Source organism: Dyella thailandensis, from assembly GCF_050749815.1.
GTDB lineage: Bacteria > Pseudomonadota > Gammaproteobacteria > Xanthomonadales > Rhodanobacteraceae > Dyella_A.
Window position 1 is genome coordinate 2,899,054 of record NZ_CP192735.1, and the last position, 23,888, is coordinate 2,922,941.

Genomic DNA, 23,888 nt, shown 5'->3' on the forward strand with positions numbered 1-23,888 from the left:
TCAGCCCACCGGCTGGAACATCAGCCCCGAGGGCGAGGCCGGCGGCAGCAGCCAATGATCGGCGAGCAGGAACGCGAACAGCGCCATCAGGTAGACGATGGAGTAGTTGAACACGCGCATCGGGAAGAAGTCGTCGGGCGGGTTCAGCAGGCGGATCGCGTAGTACAGGAACACCGCGTCGAGCACGATGGCGCCGCCCAGGTAGACCAGCCCGGTGTAGCCGGTGATCGCCGGCAGCAGGGTCACCAGCACCAGCAGCACGGTGTAGAACAGCACGTGCCAGCGCGTGTAGACCACGCCGTGGGTCACCGGCAGCATCGGCACCTGGGCGCGGGCGTAGTCGTCGCGGCGGAAGATCGCCAGCGCCCAGAAGTGCGGCGGCGTCCACACGAAGATGATCAGGCACAGCTGCAGCGCGAAGGCGTGCAGCTCGCCGGTGACCGCGGTCCAGCCCAGCACCGGCGGAATCGCGCCGGCCAGGCCGCCAATCACGATGTTCTGCGGCGTGGCGCGCTTGAGGTAGGCGGTGTAGACCAGCGCGTAGCCGATCAGCCCGCCGAAGGTGAGCACGGCGGTGAGCAGGTTCACCAGCAGCGCCAGCACCAGCATCGAGGCTACGCCCAGCAACACCGCAAACACCAGCACCTGACGCACGCTCAGCGCGCCGGTGGCCAGCGGACGGCGGGCGGTGCGCGCCATCAGCTTGTCGATGCGCTCGTCGATCAGGTGGTTGAACGCGGCCGCCGAACCGGACGCCATCCAGATGCCCAGCGTGCCGAACACCAGCGCGCGCCACGGCGGCACGCCCGGCACGGCCAGGAACATGCCGATCACGGCACAGAACACCAGCAGCGCGACGACGCGTGGCTTGGTCAGTTGCAGGTATTCGCGGACGTGGGCACTCATCCGCGCGATTCTACCAGCGGCAGGCCGTCCGGCCGGCGGCGCTGGGTGCGCGCGAGGGTGGCGAGCAGGGTAAACAGCAGCGCGGCAGCCACGCCGTTGTGCGCGGTGGCGACCCACAGCGGCAGGCCGAAGTGCACGTTGCTGATGCCCAGCAACACCTGCACCACCAGCGCCACGCCGATCGCGATGCCCAGCCCACGCAGCCCGGCGCGCGCCGTCTTGTGCGACAGCCAGCCGAGGTAGCAGAACACCACCAGCGCACCGATGCGGTGGGCGATCTGGATCGCGCTGCGCGCCGCCATGTCGAGCACGCCGCCCTCGTAGTTCACGCCCACGCCGCGCCAGAGCACGAATCCTTCCTTGAAGTCGGTGGCCGGCATCCACTGGCCCAGGCACTTGGGGAAATCGGTACCGCAGGCCAGCGCGGCGTAGTTCGACGAGGTCCAGCCACCCAGGGCGATCTGGCACGCCAGCAGCACCACGCCGAAGATCACCGCCTTGCGCAGCGGCGCGTAACGGTCGTCGTCTGCGCCGACGCCAGCGTAGCGCAGCGCCGACCAGGCCAGCAGCGAGAAGGTGGTGAGGCCGCCGAGCAGATGCCCCATCACCACGATGGGCTTGAGCAGCAAGGTCACCGTCCACATGCCGAGCATCGCCTGGAAGATGATCACCGCCAGCGCCAGCACGCTGACGCGCCACGCGCCGGGACGGCGCAGGGTGAGCGCCGCGACCAGCGGCAGGCCAATCGCCAAGACGGAAATCACCGACGAGGCGACGTAGGCATGCCGCATGTACAACGCCACGCCCAGTACCGCGAGGGCAGCGCCCACCAGCACGGCCACCGCGTTCCAACGCTGGCGCCAGGCGGCGATCAAGGCCATCGCGAGCACGGCAAAGCCCAGCGTGCCGGCCAGCATGCGGTGCACTTGCTCGCGCCAGGCCTTGGAATCCTCGAATGGGCGGTCGGGGAACGCCGCGTCGGCGTGCGCCACTTCATGCGCCTGGGTCGGCCAGGTGGCCTTGCCGTAGCAGGTGGGCCAGTCCGGACAGGACAGTCCGGCGTTGGACAGGCGCACGAAGGCGCCGAACATCACCAGGCCGAAGGCGAACAGCGCGGCCAGCAGCGCCAGGCGACGGAGCAAAGTAGTGGAACGGGCGGTCATCAGCGGATCACCTTCTGCAGGTCCTTGCGCAAGCCGGTGGTGTCGAAGCCGGCCGGATACAGCGACAGCGCGGTGCCGTTCGATTCCACCAGAACGGCGCTGACGCTGTCGGGCGTGGAGGGCGCGTAGCTGGCGAGCTTGCCGTCGACGTCGCTGCCGAGCAGGAACGAGGCGTCCGGATTGGCGCCCAGCGCCACGCGGCCGTCCTTCACCGGCTCGCCCGCCGGCGGCGTGCCGAGCAGCAGCAGGCGCAGCCGCGGCATGTTGCGCGACAGGGTGACCCGCGCGGCGGCCATCTTGGTCAGCGTGTCGACGCAGCGCGCGGCACACTGCGGCCCGACCAGGGCGATCAGGGTGAGTCGCGGCTGCGTGTCGCGCCACGCGTAGGTGCTGCCGTCGGCCAGCTTCACCGTCACCGGCTCGGCGACGAAGTTGCGCTGCGGCGTGATCGGCAGGCCGTTGCCCTTGCCCTGCGGCTGCCAGCCCGAGGCGGTGAGGATGGCCGCGGCGATGATCGGTGCGGCGAATACCGCGGCAATCAACAGCAGCTTGGCGCGGCTGGCGCGCTGGGCGCGATCGGGAGCAGGGACATTCATGGCTTGCGACTCGTGCTAGAACGCGCCCGTGGAAGGCGCTTGCGGTGGAGCACCAGGAAGATCACCACCGCCGCCACGGCGAAGGTGAACCACTGGAACGCGTAGGCGCGATGCCGGGACGGCGGCATCGCGGAGAAATCGAGCGTGTGCTTGCGCACGTAAACCGCCGCCGGATCGGCGTCCAGCGCGAGCAGGCGGGGGAACAACGGCCGACCCAGGTCGCGCGCCACCTGCGCGGGGTCCAGATAGATGGTCTTCTTCGGATACGCCGACTGCTGCGCCAGCGCGTCGCCGCCCATCTCCAGCGCCACGCCGGGCGGCGGCACGTACAGGCCCTGCACAGTGACCTCGCCGCTGGGCAGCGCAGGCAGCTGCGGTGCGCGGTCGGTGCCGTTGCCGGGCAGGAAGCCGAGGTCGACCAGCAGCAGCCGCTCATGGCCGGCCAGCTGCATCGGTGCGTAGGCCTCCACGCCGCCCAACGCGTCGTGCTTCGGGTTGTCCAGCAGATAGACCCGTCCGGGCAGGTAGCGTCCGCTCAGGTGCACCCGCGGATAGGCGTTTTCCGACGGGGCATCGGCCACCTCATCGAAGCGCTGCAGCGGTGCCGTGGCCGATGTGGCATAGCGCCGCAGAAGTGCCTCCTTCTCGTCGGCCCGATGCAGCTGCCACAAGCCCAGGCGCACAAAAAGCAGCGCACCGGCGACGGTCAGTGCGACAGACCACCACGCCGGACGACGGAACGCGCTCACGCGGCCGCTCCGCGGGCGGCGGCTATACTGGCCAAATCGTCGTTGTTCGAGTCAGTCACGTGGAAACCGTCTACAAATACGCACTGGTCATCATGCTGTTCGTGGTGTTGTTCAACCTCGGGCAGGCGCTGTACTTCATGATGACCGACAAGGAAGGCAGCAAACGCACCGTGTGGGCGCTGACGCGACGCATCGGCCTGTCGGTGCTGTTGATCCTGATGGTGATGTTCGGCATCTGGATGGGCTGGCTGCACCCGCACGACGTCAACCACTGAGCGTTGGCCGCCCATTCTAGCGGGCGGCTCGAACGGGCATCTTCGCTGCGTCATTGCGCCCGTGATGAAGTGCTCCGAACCGGGGCGCGCTGATCCCATCGCCGCATGAAAAAGCCCGCCTCACGGCGGGCTTTTTCTTTGCTGGTCGAAGCGCGCAGCGCGCTCGCTCAGAGGATGTAGACGAACATGAACAGGCCGAGCCAGACCACGTCGACGAAGTGCCAGTACCAAGCCACAGCCTCGAAGCCGAAGTGGTGTTCCTTATTGAAATGGCCCCTCGCCACGCGGAACCAGATCACCGCCAGCATGATCGTGCCCAGCGTCACGTGCATGCCGTGGAAGCCGGTGAGCATGAAGAAGGTCGAGCCGTACACGCCCGAGTGCAGCGTGAGGTTCAGCTCCTTGTAGGCCTCCATGTACTCGTGCGCCTGGCAGTACAGGAACACTGCACCGAGCAGCACGGTGAGGCCGAGGAACACCAGCACCCTGCCACGGTGGGCCGACCTCAGCGCGTGGTGCGCGATGGTCACGGTCACGCTGGAGGTCAGCAGGATCAGCGTGTTGAGCAGCGGCAGGCCCCACGCGGCGACGGTCTGGAAGCTGCCGCCGATGCGGTCCGGGCCGTTGCCGCCTGCCGCGCCCCAGCCACCGGTGTAGGCCGGGTGCAGGAACTGGTTGGTCAGTACGCCATGGCCCTCGCCGGCCAGCCACGGCACCGAGAACATGCGCGCGTAGAACAGCGCGCCGAAGAAGGCGCCGAAGAACATCACTTCGGAGAAGATGAACCACAGCATGCCCATGCGGAACGAACGGTCCACCTGGCTGTTGTAGTTGCCGGCGAGCGACTCGCGGATCACCGAGCGGAACCAGCCGAAGAACATGCCCAGCACGCCCAGGATGCCGACGGTCAGCACCGTCTTGCCGAAGCTGGTGTCACCCGGCTGGGCGCTCAGCCAGTGGCTGGCACCGAACACGGTGACGAACATCACCACGGCGGCGACGATCGGCCACGAGCTCTTGGTTGGAACGAAGTAAGCGCCTTGCTGCTGACCCATCGTGAAGGTTCCCGTGGATATCTCTTTCTGACATCGGCCCCGCCACGTCGCGCGGGGAACTGCTCTGTTTCTGCTGGCACGCTGCCCGCGCCGGCGTTATCGCACCATCTGGAACAGCGACAGCGCGAACACCACCAGCGCCACACCGCCCATGATCAGCGCGGTGCGCCGGGCGGCGCGACGACGCGTTTCCATCATGGCGTGCGGTGATTCATGCATGTCTGCTGCCCCGTCACGCCACCGCCTGCGCGGTGGCGTGCAACTTTATCAGTGGTCGGTATGGCCGTGGGCCAGCTCGTCGTCGTTGATGACCGGCGGCACTTCGAAGGTGTGGAACGGCGCCGGCGACGGCACGGTCCACTCCAGGCCCTTGGCGCCTTCCCACACGCGGTCGGTGGCCTTCTTCTTCGAGCCCCACACCGCGTGGATCAGCACGCCCACGAAGATCAGCTGCGAGGCGCCGAACAGGAAGCCGCCGATCGAGCTGATCATGTTGAAGTTGGCGAACGCGACGTTGTAGTCCGGGATGCGGCGCGGCATGCCGGCCAGGCCCAGGAAGTGCTGCGGGAAGAACAGCACGTTGACCCAGATCACCGAGTTCCAGAAGTGCATCTTGCCCCAGAACTCCGAGTACATCCGGCCAGTCCACTTCGGCAGCCAGTAGTAGGTGGCGGCGATGATCGAGAACACCGCGCCGGTCACCAGCACGTAGTGGAAGTGCGCCACCACGAAGTAGGTGTCGTGGTACTGGAAGTCGGCCGGAGCCAGCGCCAGCATCAGGCCGGAGAAGCCACCGATGGTGAACAGGATGACGAAGGCGACGGCGAACAGCATCGGCGTCTCGAACGTCATCGAGCCGCCCCACATGGTGCTGACCCAGTTGAACACCTTCACGCCGGTGGGCACCGCGATCAGCATGGTGGCGTACATGAAGAACACCTCGGCGCCCAGCGGCAGGCCGACGGCGAACATGTGGTGCGCCCACACGATGAACGACAGGAAGGCGATCGAGGCGATCGCGAACACCATCGCCTTGTAGCCGAAGATCGGCTTGCGGGCGAAGGTGGGGATGATCTCCGAGATCACGCCGAACGCCGGCAGGATCATGATGTAGACCTCGGGGTGCCCGAAGAACCAGAAGATGTGCTGGAACAGCACCGGGTCACCGCCGCCGGCGGCATTGAAGAAGCTGGTGCCGAAGTACTTGTCGGTCAGCAGCATCGTCACGGCGCCCGCGAGCACCGGCATGACGGCGATCAGCAGGAACGCGGTGATCAGCCAGCTCCACACGAACACCGGCATCTTCAAGAGGTCCATGCCCGGCGCACGCATGTTGAGGATCGTGGCGATGATGTTGATCGAGCCCATGATCGAGCTGATACCCATCAGGTGCACCGCGAACACCATCGAGGCGACCGAACCGCCCTGCAGCGCCAGCGGCGGGTACATCGTCCAGCCGCCGGCCGGGGCGCCGCCCGCGGTGAACAGCGTGGACAGCAGCAGCGCGAAGGCGAACGGCATGATCCAGAACGACAGGTTGTTCATGCGCGGCAGCGCCATGTCCGGCGCGCCGATCATCAACGGGATCATCCAGTTACCCAGGCCCACGAAGGCCGGCATCACCGCGCCGAAGATCATCACCAGCGCGTGCATGGTGGTCATCTGGTTGAAGAAGTACGGCTGCACCAGCTGCAGGCCCGGCTTGAACAGCTCGGCGCGAATCACCATCGCGAAGCTGCCGCCGATGAAGAACATCACCAGCGCGAACACCAGGTACAGCGTGCCGATGTCCTTGTGGTTGGTGGACATGAACCAGCGCGTGAAGAAATTCGACGGCGCGCCGTGATGATCGTGGTGGTCGTGGGTGGCTGCGTGGGCCATGGCCTTGAACCTCTGCCTAATGCGTAATTGCGTGGGACCGCCGGAAGGCGGCCCTCCGGAAAATCAGCCCTGGTTGCCCGGGGCGGGGGTCTTGACCTGCGCGGTGGCCGGAGCAGCGGCGGGAGCCGCCGGCTTCGGTGCACTAGCCGCCTGCTGCTGGGCCAGCCACTGCTCGAACTCGGCCTTCGGCAGCGCCTTGACCACGATCGGCATGAAGCCGTGATCCTGGCCGCACAGCTCGGCGCACTGGCCGCGGTAGATGCCCGGCTCCTTGATGTTGGTCCAGGCCGCGTTGACGATGCCGGGGATGGCATCCATCTTCCAGCCCAGCGCAGGCACCCACCACGAGTGGATCACGTCGCCGGCGGTGATCACGAAGCGGATCTTGGTGCCCACCGGCACCACCAGCGGCTTGTCGACGTCGAGCAGGTAGGTGTTCTCGCCGTTCACCTGCACCGCCTTCGGGTCCATGCCGGAGCCGAGCTGGCGGGTCTCGTTGCTGGCGTCGTCGAGCTTGGACATGAAGCCGACCTTGTCGATCGCCTTGCCCTTGTAGTCGACGTAGTCGTAGCGCCACTTCCACTGGTAGCCGGTGACCTTCACGGTCATCTGCGAGCCGGTGGTGTTGGCGAACGAGGTGAGGCCGCCCGTGGCCAGGTAGGCGAGGACGATCAGGATGATCACCGGGATCGTGGTCCACACCACTTCGAGCATGGTGTTGTGCGACCACTTCTCCGCCACCGCGCCGCGCGATTTGCGGAAGCGGAACATGGCGATGAACATCGCGCCGAACACCAGGATGCCGATCACGACGCACACGCCGAGCGACACGTTGTTGAGGAAGTAGGGCTCGGACGACCATTCGCTGGCGCCGCGCGTCATGTTGAGCTGCCATTCCTTCGGGTTGGCCGTCGCCGCGCCGCCGAACAGGGCGAGCGCGCCGGCGAGGCCAGCCAACACCGCGCGCTTGATACCGTGAGGCTTGATGCCGCCAGATGTCATGTCTTGCACCTTTGTTGAACCTACTTGCGCCACGGACCCTTGAGGTCGGCCAGCAGCACCATGAGTTTCCTCGACAGCTCGGCGCGCTCCTCGTCGGCGAGGAAGGCTCCGATCTCCAGCTCGCGACCATGCGATGACAGCATCAGCCGCTGGCGCCCCTTGCCTGGCGCCAGCTTCACCCGCACCCAGTGGGACTGGAAGTGGATGCGCCGCTGCCCGGGCAGGGCGCGCACCTCCAGCGACGTTTCGTCGAGGGTGATGCGCTCACCGCGGTCGCCCGCCCGCCAGGCCACGCTCAGCGCGATCGCCATGGCGACGGATTCGACCAGGGCAAATAGCGGGGCGAACACATTCCCCTGCCACGCACCCAGACCGGCGGTTGTCAGCGCCAGCGCTGCCAGCACCATGATCAGTCGACGAAGCCCCTTGCGGCTGAGTACACGGTTGGGGCGAAGCCACAGCGCGCACGGCAGACCATCGGCAGCGGGTCGAAGCACGATCATGGGGATCCGGCGTGCCTGGAACAGCGGAATGATAGGCCGCACCAGCGCAACGGGCAAGAATGACGCAGGTGCATGACCCCCATCAGCACGCTTCGCAACGCTTTGCGATAAGGCGTCGAGGCACCGCTGGCGAGGCCTCGCGCGCGGGCGCGACGACGCGACGTGTCGACCGACCCATCGGCGGTTGCGACACTTTGCCCGGGGCCCAAGCGACCGCAACCGCGCGCCGATGGCGGCCGAAGGGGCGCGACGGCGCCATACCCGCGCGCACGTGCTGATGGCTGGCTGATTGCTGGTTGGGTGGGTGCCAGCGCACGCGTACAATGCGCCGCTCTCCCCTCCCCCGCCCGCCTCCCGCCCGGATCGAACGACCCGTGACCGACGCTATCCTGAGTCCCGAACTCCCCCCCAGCATCGCGCCGGCACGTGCGCGCATTGCCGCCGCCTGGCTGCGCGACGAAACCGAGGCCGTGCTCGACCTGCTCGACCAGGCCAGCCTGCCCGACGACGAACGCGAGCAGGTGGTCGACCGCGCCGCCGCGCTGGTCACCCGCGTGCGGGCGCGCGCCAAGGACCAGAGCGTGGTCGAGTCCTTCATGCGCCAGTACGACCTGTCCAGCGAGGAAGGCGTGCTGCTGATGTGCGTGGCCGAGGCGCTGCTGCGCATCCCGGACACGCGCACCGCCGACATGCTGATCCGCGACAAGCTCGGCGACGCGAACTGGCGCAAGCACCTGGGCCGCAGCGAGTCGCTGCTGGTCAACGCCTCCACCTGGGGTTTGCTGCTCACCGGCCAGCTGGTGAACCTGGCCGACAGCACGCGCAACGATTTCACCGGCGCGCTGCGCCGGTTGGTGGCGCGCATCGGTGAACCGACGATCCGCGTGGCGGTGCGCCAGGCCATGCGCATCATGGGTCACCAGTTCGTGATGGGGCAGACCATCGACGAGGCTCTGGACCGCTCGGTGAAGAAAGAGAACGCGGCCTATCGCTACTCCTTCGACATGCTCGGCGAAGCCGCACTCACCGCCGCCGATGCCGAGCGTTACCAGCAGGCCTACCGCGATGCGATCGCCGCGCTCGGCCGACGCGGACCGTTCGCCAGCCACACCGAAGCGCCCTCGATCTCGGTCAAGCTCTCCGCGCTGTTCCCGCGCTACGAACTGGCGCAACGCGAGCGCGCCCGCAAGGCGCTGGTCGAGAAGCTGCTGGAACTGGCCCAGTTGTCGATGAAGGCCGGCATCGCGTTGTCCGTGGACGCCGAGGAAGCCGACCGCCTGGAGCTGTCGCTGGACATCATCGGCGAGGTGTTCGCGCACCCGTCGCTGGAAGGCTGGAACGGGCTGGGCATCGTGGTGCAGGCCTACGCCAAGCGCACCCCGTTCGTGATCGACTGGGTGGTCGAGATGGCGCTGGCGCACAACCGGCGCTGGTACGTGCGCCTGGTCAAGGGCGCCTACTGGGACGCCGAGGTGAAGAAGGCGCAGGAGCAGGGCCTGTCCGGCTACCCGGTGTACACGCGCAAGCCGAACACCGACGTGTCGTATCTCGCCTGTGCGCGCCGCCTGTTCGCCGCCGGCAGCCACCTGGTCTACCCGCAGTTCGCCACGCACAATGCGCACACCATCGCGGCCGTGCATCACATCGCGCAGGGTCGGCCGTTCGAGTTCCAGCGCCTGCACGGCATGGGCACCGATCTCTACGCCGAGGTGATCGGCCCGAAGGATTTCAACGTGCCCTGCCGCGTCTACGCGCCGGTCGGCACGCACGAAGACCTGCTGCCCTACCTGGTGCGCCGCCTGCTGGAAAACGGCGCCAACACCAGCTTCGTCAACCGCGTGGTGGACGAGGACATGCCGGCGCGCGAGCTCGTCGCCGACCCGTGCGAAACGGTGCGCGCGTTCGACTCCATCCCCCATCCGCGCATCCCGCTGCCGGCCAATCTCTACGGTGAACTTCGGAAGAATTCCATGGGCGTCAACTTTGCCAACGACAACGAACTGATCGCGCTCGCCGAGGCGGTGAACGCCCACACCGGTCCGTGGACCGCCGGCCCACTGGTGCCCGGCGCCGCGAGCAAGGGCGCGCTGGTAGAGGTCACCGATCCGGCCGACCGTCGTCGCCGCATCGGCCAGTACCTCGCCGCCGACGACGCCACCGTGGAAAAGGCCCTGGCCAACGCGCACGGCGCGCGCGAACGCTGGAGCAACCTGCCGGTGGCCAACCGCGCGGCGATGCTCGAGTACGCCGCCGAGCAGCTCGAGGCGCGTCGCGGCGAGTTCATCGCGCTGTGCGTGCGCGAGGCCGGCAAGACGCTGCCCGACGCGATCGCCGAGATCCGCGAGGCGGCCGACTTCCTGCGCTACTACGCCACCATGGCGCGCCGACTGTTCGCCGAACCGGAAGTGCTGCCCGGCCCCACCGGCGAGAGCAATCGGCTTTTCCTGCAGGGCCGCGGCGTGTTCGTCGGCATCAGCCCGTGGAACTTCCCGCTGGCGATCTTCGTCGGCCAGGTCAGCGCCGCGCTGGCCGCCGGCAATCCGGTGATCGCCAAACCGGCCGAGCAGACCAGCCTGATCGGCTACCTCGCCACCCGCCTGCTGCACGAGGCCGGCGTGCCGGAAGACGTGCTGCAGTTCGTGCCGGGTGACGGCGCCACCGTGGGCGCCGCGCTGACCCGCGACCCGCGCGTGGCCGGCGTGGTGTTCACCGGCTCCACCGAAACCGCCTGGGCGATCAACCGCGCGCTGGCCGCGCGCAACGCGCAGATCGCCGCCCTGATCGCCGAGACCGGCGGTCAGAACGCGATGATTGCCGACTCCTCGGCACTGCCCGAACAGATCGTCAAGGACGTGATCGCCTCGGCGTTCCAGTCCGCCGGCCAGCGCTGCTCGGCCGCGCGCGTGCTCTACGTGCAGGACGATATCGCCGACAAGGTGGTCACCATGCTGGCCGGCGCCATGAAGGAGCTGAAGGTGGGCGATCCGGGCCTGCTCTCCACCGACGTGGGCCCGGTGATCGACGAGGACGCCAAGGCGATCCTGGTCGAGCACGCCGCGCGCATGGATGCCGAAGCGAAGAAGATCGGCGAAGTGCCGATGGATACGGCGGCCACCGGCCACGGCACGTTCTTCGCGCCGCGCGCCTACGAGATCCCCTCGCTGTCGGTGCTCACCCGCGAGATCTTCGGCCCGGTGCTGCACGTGATCCGCTGGAAGGCCAGTGAGCTGGACCGGGTGATCGACGCGATCAACGCCACAGGCTACGGCCTCACGCTGGGCATCCACAGCCGTATCGACGCCACCATCGACTACATCAGCCGCAATGCGCGGGTGGGCAACTGCTACGTCAACCGCAACCAGATCGGCGCGGTGGTCGGCGTGCAGCCGTTCGGCGGTGAAGGCCTGTCCGGCACCGGCCCGAAGGCCGGCGGTCCGCACTACCTGCTGCGTTTCGCCGGCGAGCGCACGCTGACCATCAACACCACCGCCGCCGGCGGCAACGCCTCGCTGCTGACCATCGGCGAGTAAATCGGCCCCAGGGCCGGGCGGCGGGATGCCGCCGCCCGCGCGCACGAACGCTGAGCTGTGCCACCATCGCCGGACGTTTTCGACCCACGACGCGTCCGGGGGTAAGCATGACCTCAGCCAGCGACCTCTCCGATCTGCTCGTGCGCCAGCGCGAGGCGCACGGCCAGGACCCGATGTCGGCCTGGCCCGTCCGCGCTGCGCGACTGCGCGCACTCGACACGCTGATCCGTCAGCACCGCGGCGAGATCGCCGACGCTATCCACGCCGACTTCGGCTGCCGCCCGCGCGAGGAAACCGACCTGCTGGAGGTGTTTCCCAGCCTGTCGGCGATCCGCCACGCATTGGCCCATGGCAAGCGCTGGATGCGCCCGCGGCACCGGCTCGCCGATCTGGCCTTCTTGCCCGCACGCACCGAGCTGCGGCCGCAGCCGCTGGGCGTGGTGGGCATCATCGTGCCGTGGAACTACCCGCTTTACCTGGCCGTGGGCCCGCTGGTGGACGCCCTGGCGGCGGGCAACCGCGCCATGGTGAAGATGAGCGAGTACACGCCGCGGTTCTCCAGCCTGTTCGCCGATCTGGTCGCCCGCCACTTCCCGCGCGAGGAGGTGGCCGTGATCAACGGCGACGCGGAAGTGGCGCAGGCGTTCTCCGCGCTGCCGTTCGACCACCTGCTGTTCACCGGCTCCACCGCCGTGGGCCGGCACGTGATGCGTGCAGCGTCGGCCAATCTCACCCCGGTGACGCTGGAGCTCGGCGGCAAGTCGCCGGCGATCATCGGGCCGAACGCGGATTTCCCGCGCGCCGTCGAGCGCATCGTGTTCGGCAAGCTGGTCAACGCCGGACAGACCTGCATCGCGCCGGACTACGTGCTGCTGCCGCGCAATCGCGTGGGCGATTTCACCAGCGCCGCGCGCGCCGCGGTGGCGCGCTTCTACCCCGATATCGCCGGCAACGGCCAGTACGCCAGCATCATTTCCGATCGCCAGCACGAGCGGCTATGCGCCTTGCGCGACCAGGCGATCGCCGCCGGCGCGCGCGCCGAGGTGCTGGGCAATGGCAGCGATCCCAAGCAGCCGCGGCGGCTGCTGCCGACCTTGCTCACCGGCGTGCGCGACGACATGGCGGTGATGCAGGAGGAGATCTTCGGCCCGCTGCTGCCGGTGGTCACCTACGACACGCTCGACGACGCGATCGCCTACGTCTCGGCGCGGCCCCATCCGCTGGCGCTGTACCTGTTCGAGCGCGACCGCGGCGCGGTCGAGAAAGTGCTCACCCGCACCATCGCCGGTGGCGTGACGGTGAATGACACGCTGTACCACATCGCCCAGCACCATCTGCCGTTCGGCGGCGTGGGGCCGTCGGGCAGCGGCGGGTACCACGGGGAAGCCGGCTTTCGCACGTTCTCGCATCTCAAGCCGGTGTTCCGACAGGCGCGCCTCAACGGCACCGGCCTGCTCAATCCGCCCTACGGCGCGCGTTTCCGCCGGCTGCTCGACCTGCTCCTGCAGCGCGCCTGATCAACCGATCGCCAGGCACAAAAAAACCTCCCCGCTCGCGCGGGGAGGTTCTTGTGTTGCGGCGCCGGCGGCGGCTTAGAACTTGTAGACCGCCGAGAGGCTCAGCAGGTTGCCGTAGTCGTCGAAATTGCCGGTGACTACGTCGCCCGTGGAGCTGGTGCTGTTGATGTGCGCCTGGTTCACGAAGATGTGCGCATACGAGGCGTTGATCTCGAAGTGCTCGCTCGCCTTGTAGCCGATGCCCACGGTGGCCAGCTTGCGGGTGGAGTCGGGCACGCGCACGTCGCGCACGCTGTTGTAGGTCGGCGAGGTGTCCACCGCGATACCGGCGCGCAGGGTGACCTTGTCATTGAGGTAGTAGTCGCCGCCGATCGAGGCGTAAACCGTGTTGCGCCAGTTGAACTCCTCGACGCTGTCCGGCTGCGTGTTGCCGTACTTCACGCGCAGCTCCTTGAACACGTCCCACTTGGTGTAGGCGAAGTCGATGCCCAGGCCAAACTTCTCCGCCTGATGCCAGTAGCTGGCGCTGATCACCGCCGGGGTGGTGAAGTTGGCGGTGCCGGTGGTGTTGGAGAACGGCAGCTGTTGGGCCAGAGTCGGGTTTGACTGCAGCAGCAAGTCGTAGCCGGCGGTGGTGGTGAAGTTGCCGGTGCCGCTGAGCTTGTGGCTGATCTTGGAGCGGTAGTTCAGCGCGAACTTGTCGTTCGGCGTGAGCTTCCAGAAACCACCGACCTGGTAGCCGTAACCCCAGTCGTCGCCCTTGATGCGGGCATAGCCGTCGACGCCCTGCGGCGTCAGAGCAGCCACGCCGGCGGCCGCGGCCTGACCCTGCTGCACGGCAGCCTGGATCATCGCCGCACCCTGCGCCGGCGGAATCTGACCGGCAGCGATGGCCGCCTGGATCTGCGCCACGCCCGCAGCAGTCTGCGCGCCGATACCCTGCTGCACCTGCAGGCCAACCGCGTTGAAGTTGATCGCGCTGGTTAGCTCGGCCGAGGTGCGCTGGGCAATCGCGCTCACGCCCAGGGCGAAGTTGTCGCTGACGTCGAACGACGCCGACAGCGTGGCGTCGAGCGACTGGAACTTGGACTTGATGCCGTTGTAGCGGCCGACCCAGTCACGGTCGTATTCGGTCTGGAAACCGAACGGCACCGAGAAGCCGGCGCCGATGTGCACCTTGTCCGACACCTTGGTGGCGAAGAACAGCGCGGGTACCGGCAGCGTGGTGCCGGCGTCGCCGCCGTTGCCACCGCTGATCGGGCGTTGGATCGCGTCGTGTGCGCTGCCGTGGAACTTGGCGCTGAAGTTGATGGCGGTGACATCCGCCTGGAAATACGTGCCATCCAGCTCGCTCATAGCGGCCGGGTTGTTCGCCACCACCGAGACGTCGCCGCCAGCGGTCGCCGAACCGGCGTAGGCGCGGCCCAGGCCCTTGGCGCTGTTTTCCTTGAGCTGGAACGCACTGGCGTGAGCGGCGTTGGGCGCCACCAGGGCGCCGGCAATGGCCAGGCTCAGCGCGCCAAACGCGAGCGGCCGGGCGGCTGCCTTGAAGGGACGGATGGACATCTGCATCGGTGGCTCCTGCTGGTCGTGAATGCGGCTCGGGACGAGTAGCGGAGACACCCGGCGTGGTTGTTTTCATACGCGCGTTTGATGTCCCCGCGCGGCACTGTGCCGACTGGTCGCCGGCCATTGCAAGTGCGGTTGCAGCAAAAAATAAACATCCGTGTGCTACCCGAACGGCGAGCGGCACGGCTGGCCGCGGTGGGACACGCTGATAAGCTTCCCCCGCCGCCACGCGCGGCATTCCCATCCCGCACCACGGTCGATCGATGCATTGCTACATCTACGCCAGCCTGCGCAAAGCCGACAGCTACCTGTGGCTGGCCGAGCGCGACGCCTTCGCCAGCCTGCCCGCCGAGCTGACCGAGCTGCTCGGGCCGCTGCGCCTGGCGATGGAGCTCGAGCTGGAAGCGCATCGCAAGCTGCCGCATGAGGATGCCGCGCAAGTGCTCGAGCATCTGCGCAGCCGCGGCTGGCACCTGCAGTTGCCTCCGGCCCAGCGCCTGGCGAGCGCCAACCATCTCGCCTACGGCCACGCCCCCAGCGACGGCCAGGCGCGCTGAGCGCGCGCTCCGAAAAAAGCGCCGGTTAACGCCGGGTTACCGTCTGCTTCTTCTCCGATTTCTATACTCGCCCCATGACCGAGCCCAAACTGCGTCGCCGCCCGCCTCCCCTCCTGCAAGCACTGGCCTGGTTCGTTCCCGGATGGGTCGCCGTCGCAATTGCCGCCGCCAGCACGCACCCGCTGGTGCTGATTCCGCTGCTGCTGGCCAATGCGCTCACCATGGCCGCGGTCTGCCACGCCATCGGCTTCGATCCCGAACCGCGCTTCGGCCGCACCGTGCTGCGCCGGGGCGCCGCGCACCTGGTGATGTTCAGCACGTACGTGGCAGTGGTGTTCGTATTGATCGCCTGGCCGCTGCTGCGCCTGAGCCAAGCCCCCAGTCTGAGCGGCGCGCTGCTGCTGGCCGCGGCGCTGGTGATCGCGCTCACCCTGCTGTGGCGGCTGTGGCCGGCGTTCGGGCTGGTGTTCGTTTGGGATGACGCCTATCCGGCGCAGAGCGACGGTTCGTGGATCTTCACCGCCACCGCGCGCAGCATTGCGTTCGGGCGTCACCTGTCGCGCGAGGAGCGCTTCTTCACCCACTTCCTGCCGGCGGCATTTTCGCTGCTGGTGCTGGCCTTCGTCGCACTCGCCCTCACCGGCCTGTATGGCGTGCTGCCGCAGGAGATGCGCACCGCCGCGATGGGGCTGTATGGGCTGGTGCTGATGCCGCTGGGTTGCCTGGTGATCGCCAACCGCACCCTGCGCGCCCTGCTGTGCGAGCGGCATCGGCCGCGCCTGGGCAACGGTGGCAGCTCCGTCGCGCGTCCGCCCGCCGCGCCGTTGACCGAGGCCGAGCGCACCGCCGGCACGCCGGAGCAGGCCGCCGCGCTGCTGGCAGCGATCCGCGAGGCCGATGTGGAGAGGGCGCTGGCCCTGGTCGAAGCCGGCGCCGATCCGAATACCGCCCCGCAGCCGGACGATCGCGACCAGCGCCCCGCCTTGCTGCTGGCCGCGCTGCTGCCGGACACCCGTCTGCTGCGCGCACTGATCGCCCGCGGCGCCGACGTCAATCGCAGCGCAGGCGGGCTCACCGCCCTGCTCGCCGCCACGCGCGACAGCCTGCAAGGCCGCGCCGAGGCGGTGATGACGCTGATCTCCAACGGCGCCAATCCGCTGGTGACCGACGCCGAGGGCAACACCGCGCTGCACGGCGCCGTGCTCAGCGACGAACCGATCGTGGCGGCGATGCTGCTCGACGCTGGCGCCGACCTCAACGCCGTCAACCGCGCCGGTCTCACGCCGCTGGCCACCGCCTGCCGCGCGGCCAACTGGACGCTGGCGAAGTTCCTGCTCGAACGCGGCGCCAAGACCCAGCTGGCCGACACCGAGCCGGCGCTGGTCGCCGCGGCCAGCCTCGCCGACGACGATCCGCAAGGCGTCCGTCTGCTGCTCAAGCACCGCGCCGCGATCAACGCGGTGGACGCGCGCCAGCGCAGCGCCCTGATGACCGCGGCCGCCGAAGGTCACGAAGAGATCGCGCGCGCGCTGCGCGCCGCGGGCGCCGAGGTGAACCTGGTCGATCAGCACGGCAGCACCGCCCTGATGGAAGCGGCCCGCGCCGGTGCGGTGGGCATCGTGCAGTTGCTCGCCCAGGCCGAGCCCGATGCCACCCTTCGCGACCAGCACGGCCGCGACGCGCTCACCCTGGCGTGCCAATCGCCGCGCGCGCATGCCGATACGGTGCGCGCCCTGCTCGGCCTCGGCGCCGACCCCAAGGCCAGCGGCAGCGATGGCCGCAGCGCACTGGACCACGCCGCCGCCGCCGGCCGCTGGGACCTGGTCGCCCTGCTCGATCCGGACACGCCGCTGCCGGCGAGCCTCAGCGTGGACGCGCTGGCCGCCGGTGAAGACACCCCCGGTCACCTGCTCGATGCGCTGCGCTTCGGTCACTGGGCGGTCGTCTCCACGTTCAACCAGCGCGTGCGCGAGTGGACGCCGGCGGAGCTGGCGCGGCTCTACGTGGAGCTTGCCGCGCCCGGCCTGGGCGCGGCACGGCGCTGGCTGCTCGAACACGGCCTCTCCGCCGAAGCGCATCTGCAGGGTGAGGACGGCGGTCGTGGGCCGCGCCTGTTCGACGCCCTGCTCGATCACCTGCCCGCGGCCACCGAAGCCATCGATGATCTGCTGCAGGCCGGCGCCACGCCGGCCGGCGCCGGCCTGCTGGCGCGGGCGCTCAATCATCTAGATGGCGATGCCCAGAGCGTCGCCCTGCCGCTGGCCCTGCTCGAGCGTGGCGCCGATCCGTTCGGACCGGACGAGCGCCTGCGCACGCCGCTGCATCTGGCCGCCGCGCACGGACAACTCGCGCTGGTCGCAGCCCTGCTGGCGCGCGGCTGCAATCCCAACGTGCGCGACGCCAGCGGCCGCACGCCGCTGTTCGCTGCACTGGAATGCGGCGCGCAGGCGACCGACGTGGTGCGTGCACTGGTCGCGCACGGCGCCGACCCGGAAGCCAGCGACGCCAACGGCGAAACGCCGCTGGGCCTGGCGATGGAGCATCCCGAACTCAAGCACTGGCTCGAATGGGGCCACTGGCCGCGCCCGGCCCGCGCGCTGCGCGCCAGCGACCTGCCGGCCGCCGCCGCGACCGGCGCCGTGGTCGCGGTGGAGCGGCTGCTGGAACTGGGCATGCCGGTGGACACGCGCGACGCCCAGGGCGCCAGCGCCTTGCTGCATGCCTGCGGCGCCGGCCAGCGCGAGGTGGCGCAGCGCCTGCTCGATGCGGGCGCGGACATCTCGCTCACCGCGCAGAGCGGCATGACCGCACTGGCCGCCGCCGTCGCGGCACGCCGCGAGGCACTGGTCACGCTGTTGCTGGAACATCAGGCACCGGTCGACCAACGCCTGCCCGGCGAGAGCACCGCGCTGATGGTGGCCGCGGCGATGGGTTACCCGGAAATCGTCGAGCGCCTGCTGGATGCCGGCGCCGCGGTGAACGCCACCGACGCCCGCGGCCGCAGCGCACTGCACGCGGCGGCGCAGTTCGGTTTCGAGAGCCAGGACAGCCTGCGCGCGCGGCGCCTGTTCGACGCCCTGCTCAAGCGCGACGCCGACGTGAACCACGCCGACAACGAGGGCAAGACGCCGCTGCTGATGCTGCTGGGCGCCCAGCTGCGCCCGGGCAGCGAGTGCGACGCCACCCACATCGGCGCGCTGGTGCCGGTGCTGCTCGAGGCGGGCGCGCGGCTGGAGCACGCCGACCAGCGCGGCGTCACGGCGCTGCACGCCTGCGCCATGCACGCGCTGCTACCGCCCGCCCGCGTGCTGCTGGCGCGCGGCGCCGACCGGCACGCGGCCGATGGCTTCGGCCGTACCGCCGCCGACGTGGCCCGCCACCTGGGCTACGTCGACATCGCGCACGAACTGGCGGCGCGCAGCGGCGCGGCCATTCCCAGCGTGCGGCAGACGCTGCGCCAGCCGGCGCAGCCGTCGGAGTAAGTGCAGGGCACGTCACCCAGCCGATGCAACAAGGCCGCATCGGCAATTCACGCGAAGGGTAATTGGGGCGCGCGGCGGCGAGCCGTCCAGTTCCAGGGGGCTAGCACTGCATCGTGCTAGTCGCTTGATGTTGCGAATAAGCGCGTCAGCGGCCGGTGCCGCCAGCCCCAGACGCCTCGTCGCTCAGTCCGGATCGGCCGCCGCCACCGGCGCCGCGCTCTGGCGCTCCTGCGCCGCCTCCGGCGACATGTCGGCGTCGAGCAGCTTCTGCAGGTCGCTCAGGGCTTCGATCGAGGTCTGCACCAGCCGGGTCTCGTCGTCGTAGACCAGGTACTGGGTCTTCAGCAGCTTCTCGTCGTGGCGACGGAAGCGCTCCACCCGATCCACCGCCTGCTCGTGCGGCATGCCCAGCGCCTCGAGCGTCTTGCGGGTCATCTTCAGGCTGGAGTGGAAGGTCTCGCGCACCGGCTCGTCCACGCCCAGGTCCATCAGGCGGAAGGCGTGCTGGCGGTTGCGCGCGCGGGCCACCAGCTTGAGGTGCGGAAACTGGCGACGCACCAGCCGCGCGATGCGCAGGTTGGCCTGCGGGTCGTCGGTGGCCAGCACAAACACCTCGGCCTTGTCCGCCTGTGCCGCGCGCAGCAGATCCGGCCGCGCCGGGTCGCCGAAGAACAGTGAGGTGTTGGAGAAGCGGCGCAGCGTGTCCATCTGCTCCACCGAGGATTCCAGCGCCACGAACGGGATGTTCTGCGCGCGCAGCATGCGCCCGACGATCTGCCCCATGCGGCCGAAGCCGGCGATGATCACCCGCGGCGGCGCATCCGGCGTGATGGTGTCGTACTCGCGCTCGGGCTTCTTCGCCTGCACGTCGAGCAGCTTCGCGGCCAGCACCACCAGCAACGGCGTGAGCGCCATCGACAGCGTGATCACCAGCACCAACACGCCATGCACCGTCTCGCTGAGCAGCTGCTGGTCGGCCGCCTGCTTGAGCACCACGAAAGCGAACTCGCCGCCGCAGGCCAGCAGCACCGCCAGGCGCAGCGCATCGTTGCCGTCCAGCCCGCCGAGCGTGCGCCCCAGCGGCCACAGCAGCAGGCCCTTGGCGAGCAGCAGCGCAGCCACCAGCCCGCCTACCAGCAGCGGCATGTGCCGCAGCAGGCCCAGATCCATCGACATGCCCACGCTGATGAAGAACAGCCCCAGCAGCAGGCCCTTGAACGGCTCGATGTGCGATTCCAGTTCGTGCCGGTATTCCGAATCGGCCAGCAGCACGCCGGCGAGGAAGGCGCCCAGCGTGGTCGACACGCCGACCTCCTCCATCAGCCACGCCGTGCCCATCACCACCAGCAGCGCGGTGGCGGTGGACACTTCCACCGCGTTGGCCTTGGCCACGAAGCGGAACACCGGCCGCAGCAGGAAGCGCCCGCCCACCATCACCACCACGATGATGCCCACCGTGCGGGCGATGCCGACCAGGTCCACACCATGGCGCGAGGAGGAGGTAGCCAGCAGCGGCACCATCGCGATCAGCGGGATTGCTGCCAGATCCTGGAACAGCAAAATGGAAAACGCCTGCCGCCCGTAGGCCGAACCGGCCTCCTTGCGCTCGGCCAGAATCTGCAGTCCGAACGCGGTGGACGACAGCGCCAGGCTGCCGCCGACGATCACCGCCGCCTTGCCCGGCAGCCCGACCAGCAGATACGCCACCGCGCCGATCACCAGCGCACTGGCGATCACCTGCAGCGCACCGGTGCCGAACACCGAGCGGCGCATCACCCACAGCCGCTGCGGCGAGAGCTCCAGGCCGATCACGAATAGCATCAGCACCACGCCGAATTCGGAGATGGTGGCCACGCCGTGCGTATCGCTCACCAGCCCCAGCAGCTGCGGCCCGATCACTACGCCGGCGCCGAGGTAGCCCAGCACCGCGCCCAGCCGGAAGCGCTTGGTCAGCGGCACGGCGATCACCGTGGCGACCAGGAAGACCAGCGCGGTCTGCAGGAAGTGCGGGCTGTCCAAGCGGGGCGCTCCGTGGGGGTCGGCGCGATTATGTCACGCGACCTCGGCGCCACCGTGACCGATGCCATGCGGCCGGCAACTGTGGAATCATCGCTGGATGAAACTGCCCACCCTGCCTGCCCTGATCGCCCCGCTGCTGCTCGCCCTGAGCCTGCCCGCCTGCGCCTCGCGCGCCGCGGTGCCGGTGTATGGCTATCGCGTGGTGCACAGCTACCCGCACGACACCAGCGCCTACACCGAGGGCCTGTTCTACCGCGACGGCTTTCTGTACGAGAGCACCGGCAATGTGGGCGCATCGACCATCCGCAAGGTCGACCTCGCCACCGGCCAGGTACTGCAGCAGCGCGAGCTGCCGCCGCCGGATTACGGCGAGGGCATCGTGGCCTGGCGCAACCAGCTGGTCGAGCTGACGTGGCAATCGCAGAAGGGCTACACCTACGACCTGGACAGCTTCCGCCCCACCGGAAGCTTTCGCTATCCGGGCGAAGGCTGGGCGCTGACCGCCGACGACCGGCACATCTACATGAGCGACGGCACGCCGACCATCCGCGTGCTCGATCCACAGACCCTGAGCCAGGTCTCGGCGATCTTCGTCACCGCCGACGGCACCCCCGTGCAGAACCTCAACGAGCTGGAGTGGGTGAAAGGCCAGCTCTACGCCAATGTGTGGCTAACCTCGCGCATCGCACGCATCGACCCGGCCAGCGGCAACGTGATGGGCTGGATCGACCTCACCGGCCTCGGCCCCAAACCCGAGGAAACCGCCGACCCCGCCAACGACGTCCTCAACGGCATCGCCTGGGACGCCAAGGGCCAGCGCCTGTTCGTCACAGGCAAGCGCTGGCCGAAGATCTACGAGATCAAGCTTACGTCGCCCAAAAAGTAGGCCTGGTCAGCGCGCCGGCGCGCAGCGGACGACGCGTTGCAGGCTCAGTCCGGGCCGATGCCACACGCATCAAGTCGGGCTATCTGGCTGACGCTGTCAATTGATCCGTGCGAGCGGTGAAGATTGCGCTCCGGTCTCAGGCGGAACCTGAAGGCACGCAGGCGACTTTTCTCAAGCAGTACTGGACGTTGGGCCGTTCGCCCCTTTACGGCCGGCATCCACTTGCGCAAGTCCGCTTTAGAGTCAACCGCAGGGCGGCAACGTCTCAACAGCTGTTTCCCGCACTAAGCCTTCAGGAGTCTTGACGAGTTCGGACACGCTCGCCTTGCAATAGCCATGACCGTTTTCCCGAACCACATAATCGTGCCCGTCTTTTGGGATGAAGGCCGTGGTCGAGTAAGGGCAAAAACCCGCGCCATACACCATGCGGAATCCCTTAGGTGCAGCAAACTCCGGATCTGCAAACGTCAGTGTCAGCGGTCTGTCTGCAATCACTCGATACTCGGTGACAAGACGATCAGCTGGTACATGGGACTGCTTGGGCATACCTAGGTCGTGCGCCTTAGTCCCCCACTCAGCGACCCCTCGCGACTCATCGGCCGGACAATGTCCGGTATAGATTTTGGGTTGGCTGCCGACGAGGCGAATGCGTGCAATCGGCCCCGACACCGGCTCCTGATACGTAGCGAAGAAGCTGCATCCAGCGAGGGATGTAAAAGCGCAAGCAATGAAAGTGCGTCTCATGGAGGTGTAGAACATCTATAGCCCTTCGCAAACAGTTAAACATCCAGACTAAGCTGGACACTTGATCTAAACGTGGCGGCCGCACCTATCAAGCGAGGCCAATGCAAGAATTTATTTACTTGCGTCGAATATCGAAATCTCATTCGTATTTTTGTCGATTATCGAAACATACAAAAATATTATCTGACAACGCCTCCATCAATCCAGACTAATCAGCCGAACCCATTAACCCGGCGGCTAATTTGCAATCTTCAAATTTAAAGATTGTGCTCAATCGAAGCAGACCGGAACTGTCATCAGAATCTGCTCACCTTGCCTTACCACGCACTGACGGCCTATCTCCGTGGTGAGCATTAGGACGGCCATCTTGTGAGCCTGTTCCGCGGACGTGCCGGGATGTGACATGAACCCTTTAGCCAGAGAGGCAACCATAGGATCATCGTCAGCTGGCGCCTTATGCTCGGGCTTGCACACCATACTGATCGGCGCGCCTTGGTAGTGTCCCGAGAGCCCCCTGCTTGTCTCGTCGTCAATACCCGACAGCACTTCTTCGCCAGCAATCTCAAGAACGTAACGGTCGTGCGCCATACTTCCTTGCGTTACGCACAGGCTCAATTGAACTGAGCGATCCGAAATCACAATCTTTCCCGGCTCGCACGCCGTGTGCCCGGGTATAGCCTTCAATGGTTTCCAGGCACCCACGCCCTCTGCCAAGAGTGGGCCAGCTGTCAACGACAGCACCAAAAAAGCAGCTAGACACGACTTCATCCGTCTTGCTCCTTACATAAAGTGTCATTTTTCAGGTTGAAGAAATCGCGATCGTTAACTGGCTGCACCAAGTTCACTTATTTCGCGCGTGAAGTTGAATACACCCCACTCGACGACAAACCAATGGAGTGCTTGCAAATAATTGAATCACCCTGACTATTCTGACAGGTCTGTTTTGGGCGCGACGCAACCATTTGAAGCATGAGCCAGTCTACGAACATCAATTGCTTCCACTTCGGCTGTTGCCGCTTTCTTTATGGGTGGCCGACCGATGCCCATAACACGTAGCAATGGTTTGTGATGTATACCTAAAATCCAAGTCCAAAACTTTTTGCCCTAGGAAAATTTGAGGAGAAATGCGGACGCTCAAAAATATGCCATCCTTACAGTATCCGCCGCCAGATAAGCCGATAGAAGTCCATCCAAGACGGACCAGGTCCTCGTCGCTTAGCAATTCGCCCACAACCTCGACAGACAACGACGCCACACCATACTTATCAACCTCTCTCCTGTTTATAATTCTTCCTCCATTTTTGAACATTTCGCGCAAATCACCCTCCATAACACCGAGCCGACTTCTTGACTGGGACAGAGATGGTGTTGTAATGAGCACATATGGAATTGCAATCACCGCATATAGTGCAGCAATGTAGGGACCAAACTTTTTTATCCAGGCAATCATCTAT

General features: G+C 67.3%; 20 protein-coding genes. 6 read left to right on the top strand and 14 right to left on the bottom strand.

Annotation, left to right across the window (positions count from 1 at the left end; all coding sequences use genetic code 11):
- Genes ACQVBX_RS13395 through ACQVBX_RS13410 form a run of 4 tightly spaced genes read right to left on the bottom strand, consistent with a single transcriptional unit; the run spans position 1 to position 3,414 of the window.
- Positions 1–906, bottom strand: a complete 906-nt coding sequence (locus ACQVBX_RS13395) for a heme o synthase (RefSeq protein ID WP_431634684.1) — start codon at positions 904–906, stop codon at positions 1–3.
- Positions 903–2,069, bottom strand: a complete 1,167-nt coding sequence (locus ACQVBX_RS13400) for a COX15/CtaA family protein (RefSeq protein ID WP_431634685.1) — start codon at positions 2,067–2,069, stop codon at positions 903–905. The genes ACQVBX_RS13395 and ACQVBX_RS13400 overlap by 4 nt, the downstream gene beginning before the upstream one ends.
- Entirely contained in the window at positions 2,069–2,665 is a 597-nt protein-coding gene (locus ACQVBX_RS13405; protein ID WP_431634686.1) for a hypothetical protein, read from the bottom strand. Before ACQVBX_RS13405 ends, ACQVBX_RS13400 begins: the two co-directional genes overlap by 1 nt.
- Positions 2,662–3,414, bottom strand: coding sequence for an SURF1 family protein (locus ACQVBX_RS13410; RefSeq protein WP_431634687.1), 753 nt, complete (start codon positions 3,412–3,414; stop codon positions 2,662–2,664). Before ACQVBX_RS13410 ends, ACQVBX_RS13405 begins: the two co-directional genes overlap by 4 nt.
- Positions 3,415–3,473: 59 nt before the next feature.
- On the opposite strand from ACQVBX_RS13410, the gene ACQVBX_RS13415 reads away from it, so the two are divergent.
- A complete protein-coding gene (locus ACQVBX_RS13415) occupies positions 3,474–3,689 on the top strand; it encodes a twin transmembrane helix small protein (protein WP_431634688.1) in 216 nt (71 codons plus the stop codon).
- A gap of 167 nt (positions 3,690–3,856) precedes the next feature.
- On the opposite strand, the gene ACQVBX_RS13420 is transcribed toward ACQVBX_RS13415, so the two are convergent.
- The 5 genes from ACQVBX_RS13420 to ACQVBX_RS13440 all read right to left on the bottom strand — a co-directional run bounded on the left by ACQVBX_RS13420 (position 3,857) and on the right by ACQVBX_RS13440 (position 8,130).
- Positions 3,857–4,744 (bottom strand): cytochrome c oxidase subunit 3, encoded by an 888-nt coding sequence (locus ACQVBX_RS13420; protein WP_431634689.1) that lies wholly within the window; start codon positions 4,742–4,744, stop codon positions 3,857–3,859.
- Between the two features lie 96 nt (positions 4,745–4,840).
- Positions 4,841–4,963 (bottom strand): hypothetical protein, encoded by a 123-nt coding sequence (locus tag ACQVBX_RS13425; protein WP_431634690.1) that lies wholly within the window; start codon positions 4,961–4,963, stop codon positions 4,841–4,843.
- 48 nt (positions 4,964–5,011) lie between these two features.
- Entirely contained in the window at positions 5,012–6,625 is a 1,614-nt protein-coding gene (ctaD, locus tag ACQVBX_RS13430) for a cytochrome c oxidase subunit I (protein WP_431634691.1), read from the bottom strand.
- Positions 6,626–6,688: 63 nt separating this feature from the next.
- A complete protein-coding gene (gene coxB, locus ACQVBX_RS13435) occupies positions 6,689–7,627 on the bottom strand; it encodes a cytochrome c oxidase subunit II (RefSeq protein WP_431634693.1) in 939 nt (312 codons plus the stop codon).
- 20 nt (positions 7,628–7,647) lie between these two features.
- On the bottom strand, positions 7,648–8,130 hold the full coding sequence (locus ACQVBX_RS13440) for a DUF2244 domain-containing protein (protein ID WP_431634695.1): 483 nt from the start codon (positions 8,128–8,130) through the stop codon (positions 7,648–7,650).
- A gap of 374 nt (positions 8,131–8,504) precedes the next feature.
- Here ACQVBX_RS13440 and putA point away from each other — a divergent pair, with 374 nt between their 5' ends.
- Positions 8,505–11,660 carry a bifunctional proline dehydrogenase/L-glutamate gamma-semialdehyde dehydrogenase PutA gene (putA, locus tag ACQVBX_RS13445; RefSeq protein WP_431634697.1) on the top strand — a complete coding sequence of 1,052 codons (3,156 nt, stop codon included), beginning with the start codon at positions 8,505–8,507 and terminating at the stop codon, positions 11,658–11,660.
- Positions 11,661–11,767: 107 nt separating this feature from the next.
- A complete protein-coding gene (locus tag ACQVBX_RS13450; protein WP_431634698.1) occupies positions 11,768–13,177 on the top strand; it encodes a coniferyl aldehyde dehydrogenase in 1,410 nt (469 codons plus the stop codon).
- 75 nt (positions 13,178–13,252) lie between these two features.
- Here ACQVBX_RS13450 and ACQVBX_RS13455 read toward each other — a convergent pair whose 3' ends face one another.
- Positions 13,253–14,749, bottom strand: coding sequence for an OmpP1/FadL family transporter (locus tag ACQVBX_RS13455; protein WP_431634699.1), 1,497 nt, complete (start codon positions 14,747–14,749; stop codon positions 13,253–13,255).
- A gap of 260 nt (positions 14,750–15,009) precedes the next feature.
- Between ACQVBX_RS13455 and ACQVBX_RS13460 the strand changes: the two genes are divergently transcribed.
- On the top strand, positions 15,010–15,303 hold the full coding sequence (locus ACQVBX_RS13460; RefSeq protein WP_431634700.1) for a YcgL domain-containing protein: 294 nt from the start codon (positions 15,010–15,012) through the stop codon (positions 15,301–15,303).
- 74 nt (positions 15,304–15,377) lie between these two features.
- Entirely contained in the window at positions 15,378–18,785 is a 3,408-nt protein-coding gene (locus ACQVBX_RS13465; RefSeq protein ID WP_431634701.1) for an ankyrin repeat domain-containing protein, read from the top strand.
- Positions 18,786–18,968: 183 nt separating this feature from the next.
- On the opposite strand, the gene ACQVBX_RS13470 is transcribed toward ACQVBX_RS13465, so the two are convergent.
- Positions 18,969–20,804 (bottom strand): monovalent cation:proton antiporter-2 (CPA2) family protein, encoded by a 1,836-nt coding sequence (locus tag ACQVBX_RS13470; RefSeq protein WP_431634704.1) that lies wholly within the window; start codon positions 20,802–20,804, stop codon positions 18,969–18,971.
- A gap of 97 nt (positions 20,805–20,901) precedes the next feature.
- Between ACQVBX_RS13470 and ACQVBX_RS13475 the strand changes: the two genes are divergently transcribed.
- Positions 20,902–21,690 (top strand): glutaminyl-peptide cyclotransferase, encoded by a 789-nt coding sequence (locus ACQVBX_RS13475; protein WP_431634705.1) that lies wholly within the window; start codon positions 20,902–20,904, stop codon positions 21,688–21,690.
- Between the two features lie 243 nt (positions 21,691–21,933).
- On the opposite strand, the gene ACQVBX_RS13480 is transcribed toward ACQVBX_RS13475, so the two are convergent.
- The 3 genes from ACQVBX_RS13480 to ACQVBX_RS13490 all read right to left on the bottom strand — a co-directional run bounded on the left by ACQVBX_RS13480 (position 21,934) and on the right by ACQVBX_RS13490 (position 23,884).
- Positions 21,934–22,449 (bottom strand): hypothetical protein, encoded by a 516-nt coding sequence (locus ACQVBX_RS13480; protein ID WP_431634707.1) that lies wholly within the window; start codon positions 22,447–22,449, stop codon positions 21,934–21,936.
- 255 nt (positions 22,450–22,704) lie between these two features.
- The gene (locus ACQVBX_RS13485; RefSeq protein WP_431634708.1) at positions 22,705–23,202 is read right to left on the bottom strand and encodes a hypothetical protein; all 498 of its coding nucleotides are present in this window, start codon (positions 23,200–23,202) and stop codon (positions 22,705–22,707) included.
- A gap of 220 nt (positions 23,203–23,422) precedes the next feature.
- Positions 23,423–23,884, bottom strand: a complete 462-nt coding sequence (locus ACQVBX_RS13490; protein ID WP_431634709.1) for a hypothetical protein — start codon at positions 23,882–23,884, stop codon at positions 23,423–23,425.
- Positions 23,885–23,888: the final 4 nt, after the last annotated feature.

Bases quoted from the DNA above. Each gene is read 5' to 3' on its own strand.
- ACQVBX_RS13395 (WP_431634684.1), bottom strand. From the start codon at position 906: ATGAGTGCCCACGTCCGCGAATACCTGCAACTGACCAAGCCACGCGTC.
- ACQVBX_RS13400 (WP_431634685.1), bottom strand. From the start codon at position 2,069: ATGACCGCCCGTTCCACTACTTTGCTCCGTCGCCTGGCGCTGCTGGCC.
- ACQVBX_RS13405 (WP_431634686.1), bottom strand. From the start codon at position 2,665: ATGAATGTCCCTGCTCCCGATCGCGCCCAGCGCGCCAGCCGCGCCAAG.
- ACQVBX_RS13420 (WP_431634689.1), bottom strand. From the start codon at position 4,744: ATGGGTCAGCAGCAAGGCGCTTACTTCGTTCCAACCAAGAGCTCGTGG.
- ACQVBX_RS13425 (WP_431634690.1), bottom strand. From the start codon at position 4,963: ATGCATGAATCACCGCACGCCATGATGGAAACGCGTCGTCGCGCCGCC.
- ctaD (WP_431634691.1), bottom strand. From the start codon at position 6,625: ATGGCCCACGCAGCCACCCACGACCACCACGATCATCACGGCGCGCCG.
- coxB (WP_431634693.1), bottom strand. From the start codon at position 7,627: ATGACATCTGGCGGCATCAAGCCTCACGGTATCAAGCGCGCGGTGTTG.
- ACQVBX_RS13440 (WP_431634695.1), bottom strand. From the start codon at position 8,130: ATGATCGTGCTTCGACCCGCTGCCGATGGTCTGCCGTGCGCGCTGTGG.
- ACQVBX_RS13450 (WP_431634698.1), top strand. From the start codon at position 11,768: ATGACCTCAGCCAGCGACCTCTCCGATCTGCTCGTGCGCCAGCGCGAG.
- ACQVBX_RS13455 (WP_431634699.1), bottom strand. From the start codon at position 14,749: ATGCAGATGTCCATCCGTCCCTTCAAGGCAGCCGCCCGGCCGCTCGCG.
- ACQVBX_RS13460 (WP_431634700.1), top strand. From the start codon at position 15,010: ATGCATTGCTACATCTACGCCAGCCTGCGCAAAGCCGACAGCTACCTG.
- ACQVBX_RS13465 (WP_431634701.1), top strand. From the start codon at position 15,378: ATGACCGAGCCCAAACTGCGTCGCCGCCCGCCTCCCCTCCTGCAAGCA.
- ACQVBX_RS13475 (WP_431634705.1), top strand. From the start codon at position 20,902: ATGAAACTGCCCACCCTGCCTGCCCTGATCGCCCCGCTGCTGCTCGCC.
- ACQVBX_RS13480 (WP_431634707.1), bottom strand. From the start codon at position 22,449: ATGTTCTACACCTCCATGAGACGCACTTTCATTGCTTGCGCTTTTACA.
- ACQVBX_RS13485 (WP_431634708.1), bottom strand. From the start codon at position 23,202: ATGAAGTCGTGTCTAGCTGCTTTTTTGGTGCTGTCGTTGACAGCTGGC.
- ACQVBX_RS13490 (WP_431634709.1), bottom strand. From the start codon at position 23,884: ATGATTGCCTGGATAAAAAAGTTTGGTCCCTACATTGCTGCACTATAT.